Below are 10,336 nucleotides of genomic sequence, written 5' to 3'. Positions count from 1 at the left end.
ACTACGCTCGGCAATGCACCCATCAACTGGAAACCGACGACTCGCACAGCGACCGGACCGAATGAAGGGGGCGGCCCACTCGTGGCGCTCAGAAGTCGAGTCAGGTCGGTGCTCAGCCGGCGAGCCCACAGCAGGTGCAGGACAAGCGCGCGTGCTGCGAGAAGCCCGCCGGCGACGGCCGGAATCGCGCGCACCGCCTCGCCGAACGCCATGGGCGATCTCAGCTCGCCGAGCGCGCCGGTGACGTCGCCGTCGGCGAACTGGAAGGGTCGGCGGTAGCCGGCAAGGAACTCGACGTTGCGTAGCAACACCTCATCCGGCTCGGATTGGACGCGGTACTCCCACCCGTGGGGTTCGATCACGCGCCGCGACCAGCTCAGCGAGTCACGCACCTTCGGGATGGTGAGCTTCGCGGCGGGCTTCACATCCACCACGCAGACGGTTTGGTCCGCGTGGACGATCAGATAGTCGGGAATGTGGCGACGGCGTGTGCCCTTGTCCTCCCCCTCGAGGAGGAACGGCTGAGACAGGATCCAGTCGACGCGAGGGTCGAAGTCGGCCAACAGCAGGTTCGCGTACTCGAGCCGCGACTCGTATCCGACATGCGATTGCATGGTTGCCGACCAGTAGCTGCCCGAGAAATGCCGCTGCCCCCGGTACCAGCGGAAATCACGCCACGGGACGGCGGCGTCAAAGACGCTCAATCGAGCTGACTGCAGCGGAACAACGTCCACCTCGCCACCCGCTTTGCGAACCATCAGCCCGACATCCGCCGGGAACGCTCCGCCCCGCGTCCCGAGTTGCTCGCGCTCCGTCATGAAGCCAGCGTGAGGGTCGAATCGGTCCGGGAGAATGCACGCTGCCGCCATAGATTCGTGAAATACGATTCAGGATCTCGCTCTTGCTATCACGGGTTAATTCGGTATATGCGAGTCACGAATACTAGTGAATGTGACATTCACTGTAGTGGACGTCACATAGATAACAAGTCACCGTCAGGGATACAAATATAGGGACCACAAAATCAACGCCCACAGGCCGGCCTGAAGCCCACGTCGGCCGCGTGTGCGACACTCAAGGACATGACCATGTTGGAGCCCATCGCGCCGGAGGAATCCCGGCTCGTCTTCGGCAACAGCTACATGTACAGCGTCATGGTCGAGATCGCCGGGCTACGCGGCGAGAAGTTCTCATCGAAGACGATCACCGACGCCACGCGGCTCTCCCCTGGCATCGTGCACCCACTGATCCAGAAGCTCCGCCGAGCGAACTTCATCGAGTTCGTCGAGCGCGTGCCCGGAGAGCGGACCATCCTGTACCGGGTCCGCGGGAATCCCTGGTGGAATGCGGCGAGCCAGTACGTGGAGGAGCAGAGCACGGCCGAGGAGCGTTCCGCGTCCTGACGGCGACGGTCACCTACGGGCTAGGCCCGCCCGACCGTCTGCGCGCGGAACCACGCGTCTCACCTCGCGGACTGGATCATTTGTCGAAGCGCGGCGGGGAGCAGGGAATCGACTCCTGTGTCGTCGACCAGCGCGGCGAAGTTCGACCAGACGACAGTACGGACAACCGCGGGCGCGAGGCCGAGCGCCCGCGCTATCCCGGCCTCGACCGGTTCCACCCGGCCTGGTCGGCGTGGGCTTTGGGAGAAACGATCACCGCTGGGATGATCGGTCTCGACAAGTAGACGTTCTCGCGGGATAGCTCGGAGCACGTCGGGCGAGCGGGTCATCGAATAGTTGACCGAGAAGTAGCAGCCCAACGCGACAGCCTCCCGAGTCTCTTCAGGCGTGCCCAACCACCAGTGCAGAACGGCCCCCGCACGCAGGTGAGATGCACGCAACACCTCAAGTACAGCGCTGGTCGCCCGGTAGCTATGAATTGAAGCGATCCGAGGGGAGGTCTCGACCGCCTTAACGATGCGTTCGAACGTCGCCCGCTGGGTGTCGCGTGGAACGCGGGACGCGCCATCGAGTCCCACCTCCGCAACATATGAGGTCGACTGGAGCATGGTCGCAAAGCGATCCGGATCGAATCCACGATCGGCGCCGACGAGACCCGGGTGACACCCCACCCCCCATACGCTGGCGCGATCCGAACGCGACTCCACTTGCGCGTATTCGTCGAGTGACCGGGTAGCGATCAGGACAACCGCGCCCAGCTTTTCAAGCTCGAACGGCGCGATGTCCAACGCGACGTGCGCGTGCGTGTCCAGGGGAGGTAGGCGTCTCATCCCAGATAGTTTTCCAACTCGGCCAAGCCCCGTGCGTATAGGGTCCGCGCGTCGGCGACGGTGAGGGCTGGGGGCAGTGGGGTTGTCATGAGGAAGCTCTCGTCCACGCCCGCATCGACGAAGTCTCGGACCGCGTTTTCGATCGACCGCTGCTCCGCATACTTCGCGAAGCGTCCTCCGCGGTCGGCGAGGTACGGGGTGGCATCGGAAAGATCTGCCGCGGCAAACGCGGCGCGACGAAGGACACAGCCGAAGCACTTTCCGCAGTGCGAACCACTGGCGACCTGACCCAAGTACTGCTGGTCGCTGTGCGAGCAGGAGTTCGTTGCGCTGAGGAATGCCGCGGCACGATCCGCGCCGACCAGCTCGACGACGCGTCGGTACTCATCGCCCTTCGTCAAGGCTTGGAAGGGATTCTCAATTTCGCCGTACCCGCCCAGATCTGTCAACAGTGAGCCCACGCGCCAGAGGAACCAAGGCTGCGTCGTGCGGGTCGACAATGCTCCCACCCGCTCTGGGCCAAGTGGGGGGTTGATGGAGGCGAAGCCGTTCTCGGCGATCCACAGGCCGCGGCCACTCTGGCTTGCCACTGCCAGCCCGAGCGCGAGGAACAGCAACGATCGCGAGCGGCTCGACGGTTCCCGTCGAAATCGTGTGCCGTTGAGGCGATGTGTTCTGCGTTGCAAATGCACCTGGTAATGGTGGATGGTCGTCCCGCTGAACAGCGCCTCCAGGGCGGCGGCGACACGCTGCTGCGGGGCGCTCGCTCCCGCACCCGAGCTTGAGTGGGAGACAAGCCGCTGCCCTTCCCCGGACCGGAGCGATGCCGCGGACACCAGCGCGCCGGATGCGGAGTCCGCGCCGCCGCTGACCAGAACCGTCCGAGCGGCCGTGTCGGGCACCAGCACACCACTCGTCTCGGAGGCGGCGAGTCGGGCGAACTGCAGAGTCCACCGGTCGCCGGTGAGGAACGCGAGCGTGCGTTCCAACTCCGCCGCGACGGCCTGCCACTTCTCCGCGTGGATCACCGGCACGGTCAAGACTAGGTCGCGCTGATTCCAGTTCGATCCACCCCGTTCACGTCTCACCGAATGGTCTGCGACATAGACGGTGAGGGCCACACGAACGAAGTCGGCATTGATCGAAGGAACTGTCCCGAGCTGGCGCAGGTCCGGTCGTAACCCCGTATTGAAGGAATCGCCCGGCGTGCCATCCCACAAAAACACCTCGTCCGCCCCGCTCTTGGCAGCATCCTCCCGGGACAGACACAGAGCGATGCTCGTCATGACTCATCCCCATAGATAGCAAGAAGATCCGTCACGCCTGTTTGGACCGCCGCGCTAATGGACGGGCCATCCAGAGTCACCGCGGCGACATCGAATCGCATCGCCCATGCCTTCGCGGCGAGTCGGATCTCATCCTCTGCGGAACGCCGAAGCGCAGCCCTCGGTTCTTGTCGAATCCGGTCGCCGACCTCCGTCAGGATGGAACGAGCGATCATCAACTCGACCGTGTGGCGCACGATCTGCGCCGGATCCCGCGGAGTCTCCAGCGTCCACGTCACGAGGTCTGCGACGATCAGTCGCGCCTCGCCATCGGCGATTGTACTGTCAGGTTCCGACTCGAACGCGGCCTCGACGATGCGCCGGCGCACCTCGAGCGGATCATCAAGGGCGCGAAGCTCATCGAGGTCGAGCCCGGCCGCCTCCAACGGTGCGCGCTCACCCCGCAAGTACGCGGTCGACAGAGTCGCAGCGCTGCCGGCTGGGCCGGCTACGCGTGCGGCCGAGCGCTGCGCGCCGCCGCTAGAACGGCCGCCACCGGAGCTCCCGGATCCTCCAGCGCGACCCGATCGGCCACCACCCGACGGGCCGGACCACAACCGCAACGCCCCGCCCACACGCTTCGGATCCAGGCGCCCGTCGATCGTCGGGCCGCCAGCTGCGGGAGCCGATGGCGCGGATGCGCTGTCAAGCCAGTCGCTCAGCGCATCCCTCAGTCCGGCAGCCGCTGCACCGCCGCCTCCCTTGTACACACCACTAGTTCCCATCAGGACGCCACCACCGGCCCGAGCAGCGATGTCAGCGCCTTCGAGGTGTCGGTATCGTCGGCACCCACCACGCGCCACCCCTCAAGGACATCGACGTACTGAGCTTCGATGGAACGGAACAGCATCACCGTCGAGGCATTCACATCGGTCGCGCGCAGCCGAGCCAGGGCGACGAGCGCCTCCTGCTGTACCGCCGGATGCAGTCGCGCCAGTGTGATGATCGCGTTCACCGCCGCGAACTGCACGCCCGGCTCGTCCTGGAGGCGTCGGCCGAGATGATCGAGCAGCACCGACACATCTCCCAGAGGCAAGGCCTGTAGCTCGTCCTGAGATACCGCCTCACGTTCGATCTGCGACCTTGACGCCAATGCCGCAGCGATATCCCGCAACTGTTCCGGAAGCCCCTCGTCGACGAGCAGCCGACCATGGAACGCCGCCGCAAGCGTCAAGTACCCGCCAGCCGCAGCCGCGTCGAGGGCAGGCGGAAGCTTGGCCCACCGGATCATGGTTGCCGAGAACGACTCTTCGTCGACACCTTCCCCATCATCTGCGTCCCCGCGATCGGCGGCGGCGCCGGACTCTGCGACCTCGGACAAACGCTCCAGCCGGGGACGCAGCACCCCCGCGCTCAGCCAACCGAGCAGAGTGTCGAAGTCGGTCGGCAACGTGCGCTCCAGCACCATGAGTTTCGCGACCGCATCCGGCGACAATGCAATCCCTCGCCGATCCGCGATCGACTGCCGGACGTTCAAGTCATTCATGAACCGCTTGATTCGACGCGGGTTCGCCTGCAACTTCTCATACAGAATCGGGGTCAACCTCGCCGCGCTCTGCATCGCAGACCGCAACGAACCATCCGCCGGCAGCTCCAGGTCATCGAGGCTCCCGGCAGCGACGCGCAGCTCACCACACGCCCGCACCAGCTCTGCGAACGCATCATCACTGCCGCACTCCTGCTTCGCCAGAAGTAGGAACAAGTATGCCCGCGTGTCGAACGCGCTCAATGCCGGAACTGGCACCGTCGTCTGCACGATCTTGTGGAGATACAAGCTCGCAACACTCTCTCGCCCGTCCCCGACAAGCGGTGTTCCAAGATGCATCCGAATCGCCTCCGCGACCCGCGCCTCATCCGCAGCCACGACGAAGCACATCCCCGGGACCGACAGGAACAAGCGGATCGTCTCGAGAGTCTCGACCACAGTCGGCGGTAGACATCGATCGAGGTCGTCGACCAACACGACGACTCGCGACACATGCGCCAACGCCGGGTCGGCCAGCAGCTTCTGGAACTCCTCCTTGAAAGACGCCATGCCCTTGGGCGAATCGAGTGACTCAGGGTCGTCGCTGACCAAGTCGAAGACGTCGTCCAACGACGGAAGCTGCAAGGTCAAAGCCGTTCGGGCCGCCATCTTCACAGCCTTGGACCAGTTGACACGCTTCACCAGCGCCTTCAGTGCAGTCAGACCCGCCGATCCCACAGGGTCGGACGCGTCAAACTCAGCACTCAACGCACCGAGGATCTCGGCTATCAAACTCTCTTTGGCGCCCACTGCCGGGTCGTACTGCCAAGGGTTCGACCGAACCACGACAACCACTTGACCATCCACGTTCTCCGTGGCGATCCGATTTTCAATCAGATGCAGCACCGTCGTCTTGCCGCTACCCCAAGCGCCCTCAAGACCGAGAGCAACTGGATCCAGCTCACCGTCGAATAGCGCATCGACCACGGTGTCCGCGATCGCATCGAACGACAGCAAGTCTGTCGCCGATGGCTCATCCGACCACAACCGAAAATCTGACCCCACAACAACCCCCAGTGCTTCGCAACTCAACCCAGGCCAGCGTTCCGACCCTACGGACTGGAACCGACTCCCTCCCCAGAACCACACGCCTCAGCCACAAGCGCGTGTCCACGGCACTTGGCAGAGATGCCAAGTGCCTGCCAACTACCCGTGGAATATGTCATTTCGGCGTGGAACCTACAATCACCCAAAGTCTCCCGGCGCCATGTCGGTGAACCGGGAGAAGTGGCCCTGGAAGGCCACCGTCACGGTGTCGGTCGGGCCGTTGCGGTGCTTGGCGACGATGAGGTCGGCCTCGCCGGCGCGGGGGCTGTCTTTCTCGTAGGCGGCTTCGCGGTGCAGCAGGATCACCATGTCGGCATCCTGCTCGATCGAGCCCGACTCACGCAGGTCGCTGATCGCGGGCTTCTTGTCGGCACGCTGCTCGGGGCCACGGTTCAGCTGCGACAGCGCGATGACCGGCACCTGCAACTCCTTAGCGAGCAGCTTGAGCGCGCGCGAGAACTCCGAGACCTCCTGCTGACGCGACTCGACCCGCTTGCCCGACGTCATCAGTTGCAGATAGTCGATCACGACCATCTGCAGACCGACGCGCTGCTTGAGCTTGCGGCACTTCGCTCGGATCTCGACGAGCGTCATGTTCGGAGAATCATCGATATACAGCGGCGCATCGTTGATGCGACCCCGCGTCGACGCGATCGTCGTCCAGTCGCGCGAATCGAGCGACCCCTTGCGCATCGACTGCAGCGGCACGGCGCCCTCGGCGCTCATCAGGCGCATCGCGATCTCGCTGCGCCCCATCTCGAGCGAGAAGAAGATCGTCGGCCGGTTGTGCTTGATCGCCGCAGCCCGCGCGAAATCGAGCGCGAGCGTCGAGTTGTGCGTCGGGATCATCGACTCACCCGCGAGGTACAGGTGCTCGTCATTGTCGACCTGCACGCAGCGCACCGGCACGCTCTCGATCGGGCGGATCGCCGTGACGTAGCGCTGGCCGGTGCGTCGCGTGTCGGCAGGGCGCTCCTGCGCGTGCAGCGCGCGCTTGCGCTCGAGCCAGAACACGTCGTCGGTCGTCGAGAAGTTGAGGATGTAGCACGTCGAGGATGCCTCGGTACGGCCGTTCACACGCTTCGCCGTGCGCCCACAGCGGTAGCCGAGGCTCACGATCAGCTCGTACACCGAGTCGGCGAGCTTCTTGTTCGTCACCGCGAACTGGCACGAACCGACGCCCTTGACGACGGTGCCGTCGGTGTCGAGCAGGCCCGCGAGCAGTTCCCGACGCTGCGCTTCGGATGCCCGGAGGTACGCGGCCGGCACGTGCTTGTCGCCCAGCACGCCCGCCTTGCGCAGCAGCGCCGTGAACGACCCGTGGTCGGCGTAGCAGGCAGCGCATCGCTGCGCCTCGCCCGAGTACGGCATCCCGCAGTCCGGGCACGACAACCGCTCAGGGTGCGCACCCTTGTTCTTGGGTCCACACGTGCGCCCGCACGTCCGCACGTTCGGGTGCCGCGCGACGAACTCGGCGCCGCACACCTCGCACGAGCGCACGAGCGACTCGCGCTCGAGCAGCTGGATCGTGTACAGCATCCGCCCGCGGTTCTGCGCGCGCAGGCCGGTGCGGGCGATGAGCGCCGGGATCTCGTCGGTCGCGCTCGTGATCCGCGCGCCGGCCGAGTGGCCGTCACCCAGCCACGCGCCCAGCGCGTAAGGCGCGACCGGAAGGTCAGCCTCGGGCATCTGCAGCGCCCCCGCGTTGCGCACGGAGTGGTTGGCCCGCGCCTCGGCGCCGACGGTCAGCGTGCGGAACATCTGCTCGGTCGTGACGACAGATGCCCCGGCGGTGCCCCGGCGAGCCGCACGCGTCTCGGTGAGCCACTGGTGCTCGGCATCCGCGATGATCTTCGACCCGTCCGAGAAACCGACCTCGTAGCAGGGCCGCCCCTCCATCACCTCGGTCGCCGCGACGACGCGCGTCGGCCGGCCGTCGGCGTCGAACAGCTCGTCACCGACCTGGATCTCGCCCATCGTCGTCCACCCGGTGGGCGTCGGCAGGGGCGTGTCGAGCGCGAGGGCCTTACCCATGGCCGGCCGCGCCGCGACGACGATCATCTGGCCGGGGTGCAGGCCGTTCGTGAGCTGGTCGAGACCCTGGAAGCCGGTGGGGATGCCCGTCATCTGGCCGTCGCGGCCGCGGGCGGCCTCGATCTCTTCGATGGCGGCGCCGACGGCGACCTCGAGCGCGACGTAGTCCTCGGCCTGCTCGGCGCCGGTGACGGAGTAGATCTCGGCCTGCGCGTTGTTGACGAGGTCGAGCGCCTCGCCCTGACCGTTGTAGCCCATCTGCACGATGCGGGTGCCGGCCTCGACGAGGCGCCGCAGCAGCGCACGCTCGTGGACGATCGAGGCGTAGTACGCCGAGTTCGCGGCCGTCGGAACGATTGAGGTCAGCGAGTGCAGGTAGTCGGCGCCGCCCGCGCGCTGCAGGTCACCGGTCTTGATGAGCTCGTCGGTGACGGCGACAACGTCGGTGGGCTCGCCGTGCGAGTAGAGGCTGAGGATCGCCTCGAAGATCAGCTCGTGCTTGGGCACGTAGAAGTCGGTGCCTCGAATCGACTCGACGACGTCGGCCACGGCATCCGCCGACAGCAGCATGCCGCCCAGCGTGCTCTGCTCTGCGAGCAGATCGTGCGGCGGCGTCCGCTCGTGGCTGCGGTCTGAAGACCCGCCCATTCGTTCGTCGGAGATGTCCGCGATCGACATACAGCGCCCCTCTTCCCCGGCCCGTTCCCCGAGCCACAGGCAACGCTAGGCACGGGTTCCGACACCCGCAAACCAGCCTGTGGATAACTCTGTGGAGACATTGCGCGAAACGCCGGGATGCCTGTGTACAAACCCTGTGGAAAGTCGCGCAACTCAACCCACGGTTGCAACAGAATTATGTATCTGACCTGCGGTTATTTGATTCACAACCTGTGGACGGGCAATGTGATTGAAGTGTGGGTTGAAGGTTGTCGCCTACCCACAAGCTTGGGGACAACAACGGGGATAACCGCCCGCTTTGTCAAGTCCTGACCAGAGAATCTCTCTGCAGGTCAGCGCCAGAAACGACGAATGCCGCAGACCCCTCAGGGCCTGCGGCATTCCGGGCTTCGACGGGCTCAGCCGCCGGAAGCGATTACTTCGCAGCAACCACCTGCAGCGTGATCACAGCGGTCAGGTCGTCACGCAGGCGAACGGTCGCCTCGTGCTCGCCGACAGCCTTGATCGGAGCGGTGATGTGGATCTTGCGCTTGTCGAGGTCACCCAGACCGGCTGCCTTGACGGCATCCGCGACGTCGGCGGGCTTGACGGCGCCGAACAGGCGACCTTCCTTGCCGGCCTTGACGCTGAGCTTGACCTTGGCCGCCTCGAGGGCGTCCTTGAGGGCCACGGCCTCTTCGTGGACGTGGATCGCACGGGCGTCACGGGCGGCGCGAATCGACGCCACCTGCTTCTCGCCACCGCGGGTCCCTTAGCGGCCAGCGCCGGCGTAAGGCAGGAGCGCCATTTCGCGCGCGTTCTTGATCGCCTTGGCGATCAGACGCTGCTCCTGCACCGAGACACCGGTGATACGACGGGCGCGGATCTTCCCACGCTCCGAGATGAACTTGCGAAGCGTCGCGACATCCTTGTAGTCGATGACGCCGACGCGGATCGCCTTCGCGGGAGCGGCGTTCTTCGCGCCCTTCCGCGGCTTACGGCGATCGCCAGTAGCCTTTCCAGCCATTGTTTTTCCTTAGTACGAGTTTGTGGATGCCCGGGGCATCCGAGATCTTGCGAGTGAGGCGACGATCAGAACGGGGTGTCGTCGCCGTAGGAGCCGGGAGCGCTCCAGGCATCCGGCGCGGCCGACCCGGGCGTGGCCCAGGGCTCTTCGGCCTGCTGCACCTGCGGGCGGGCCTGCTGACCCCCACCGAAGCTGCCGCCGCCACCGCCGGAGGCGGCACGGGTGACCTGGGCGGTCGCATAGCGCAGCGAGGGGCCGATCTCGTCGACCTCCAGCTCGATCGCCGTGCGGTTGTTGCCCTCGCGGTCCTGGTAGGAACGCTGCTTCAGACGACCGGTCGCGATGACCCGCATGCCCTTGGTGAGCGAACCGGCCACGTGCTCGGCGAACTCGCGCCACACCGACGCGCGGAGGAACAGCGCTTCGCCGTCCTTCCACTCGTTGGCCTGACGGTCGAAGTTGCGCGGCGTCGACGCGATCGTGAAGTT

9 protein-coding genes and 1 pseudogene are annotated in these 10,336 nt (G+C 65.6%); 1 reads left to right on the top strand and 9 read right to left on the bottom strand.

Annotation, left to right across the window (positions count from 1 at the left end; genetic code table 11):
- The coding region (locus BGO46_RS07950; protein WP_299985722.1) for a TnsA-like heteromeric transposase endonuclease subunit at positions 1 to 818 on the bottom strand (818 nt) is incomplete at its 3' end.
- Positions 819 to 1,082: 264 nt separating this feature from the next.
- Between BGO46_RS07950 and BGO46_RS07945 the strand changes: the two genes are divergently transcribed.
- Positions 1,083 to 1,403 (top strand): hypothetical protein, encoded by a 321-nt coding sequence (locus BGO46_RS07945; protein WP_113681778.1) that lies wholly within the window; start codon positions 1,083 to 1,085, stop codon positions 1,401 to 1,403.
- A gap of 59 nt (positions 1,404 to 1,462) precedes the next feature.
- Here BGO46_RS07945 and BGO46_RS07940 read toward each other — a convergent pair whose 3' ends face one another.
- The 8 genes and pseudogenes from BGO46_RS07940 to ssb all read right to left on the bottom strand — a co-directional run.
- Positions 1,463 to 2,233: a TatD family hydrolase gene (locus tag BGO46_RS07940; RefSeq protein WP_101305224.1), complete on the bottom strand. Its 771-nt coding sequence runs from the start codon at positions 2,231 to 2,233 to the stop codon at positions 1,463 to 1,465.
- Positions 2,230 to 3,519: a 7-cyano-7-deazaguanine synthase gene (locus BGO46_RS07935; protein WP_101305223.1), complete on the bottom strand. Its 1,290-nt coding sequence runs from the start codon at positions 3,517 to 3,519 to the stop codon at positions 2,230 to 2,232. The genes BGO46_RS07940 and BGO46_RS07935 overlap by 4 nt, the downstream gene beginning before the upstream one ends.
- Positions 3,516 to 3,944, bottom strand: a complete 429-nt coding sequence (locus BGO46_RS07930; RefSeq protein ID WP_101305222.1) for a hypothetical protein — start codon at positions 3,942 to 3,944, stop codon at positions 3,516 to 3,518. Before BGO46_RS07930 ends, BGO46_RS07935 begins: the two co-directional genes overlap by 4 nt.
- Before the next feature lie 338 nt (positions 3,945 to 4,282).
- On the bottom strand, positions 4,283 to 6,040 hold the full coding sequence (locus BGO46_RS07925; RefSeq protein ID WP_198553654.1) for a P-loop NTPase fold protein: 1,758 nt from the start codon (positions 6,038 to 6,040) through the stop codon (positions 4,283 to 4,285).
- 228 nt (positions 6,041 to 6,268) lie between these two features.
- Positions 6,269 to 8,842, bottom strand: a complete 2,574-nt coding sequence (gene dnaB / locus BGO46_RS07920; protein ID WP_292679280.1) for a replicative DNA helicase — start codon at positions 8,840 to 8,842, stop codon at positions 6,269 to 6,271.
- A gap of 415 nt (positions 8,843 to 9,257) precedes the next feature.
- A pseudogene (gene rplI / locus BGO46_RS07915) lies at positions 9,258 to 9,590 on the bottom strand (50S ribosomal protein L9); the annotation flags it as partial.
- 3 nt (positions 9,591 to 9,593) lie between these two features.
- Positions 9,594 to 9,848 (bottom strand): 30S ribosomal protein S18, encoded by a 255-nt coding sequence (rpsR, locus tag BGO46_RS07910; RefSeq protein ID WP_005054609.1) that lies wholly within the window; start codon positions 9,846 to 9,848, stop codon positions 9,594 to 9,596.
- Between the two features lie 65 nt (positions 9,849 to 9,913).
- A partial coding sequence (ssb, locus tag BGO46_RS07905) for a single-stranded DNA-binding protein (protein WP_299985716.1) occupies positions 9,914 to 10,336 on the bottom strand: 423 nt, incomplete at its 5' end.

Source organism: Microbacterium sp. 70-16 (genome assembly GCF_001898315.1).
In the GTDB taxonomy this organism is placed as follows: Bacteria; Actinomycetota; Actinomycetes; order Actinomycetales; family Microbacteriaceae; genus Microbacterium.
The sequence above is the reverse complement of the archived record's forward strand: the minus strand, read 5'-3'. Positions and strand labels throughout refer to the sequence as shown.

Coding starts and splice junctions, on each gene's coding strand:
- BGO46_RS07945 (WP_113681778.1), top strand. CDS start 1,083: ATGACCATGTTGGAGCCCATCGCGCCGGAGGAATCCCGGCTCGTCTTC.
- BGO46_RS07940 (WP_101305224.1), bottom strand. CDS start 2,233: ATGAGACGCCTACCTCCCCTGGACACGCACGCGCACGTCGCGTTGGAC.
- BGO46_RS07935 (WP_101305223.1), bottom strand. CDS start 3,519: ATGACGAGCATCGCTCTGTGTCTGTCCCGGGAGGATGCTGCCAAGAGC.
- dnaB (WP_292679280.1), bottom strand. CDS start 8,842: ATGTCGATCGCGGACATCTCCGACGAACGAATGGGCGGGTCTTCAGAC.
- rpsR (WP_005054609.1), bottom strand. CDS start 9,848: ATGGCTGGAAAGGCTACTGGCGATCGCCGTAAGCCGCGGAAGGGCGCG.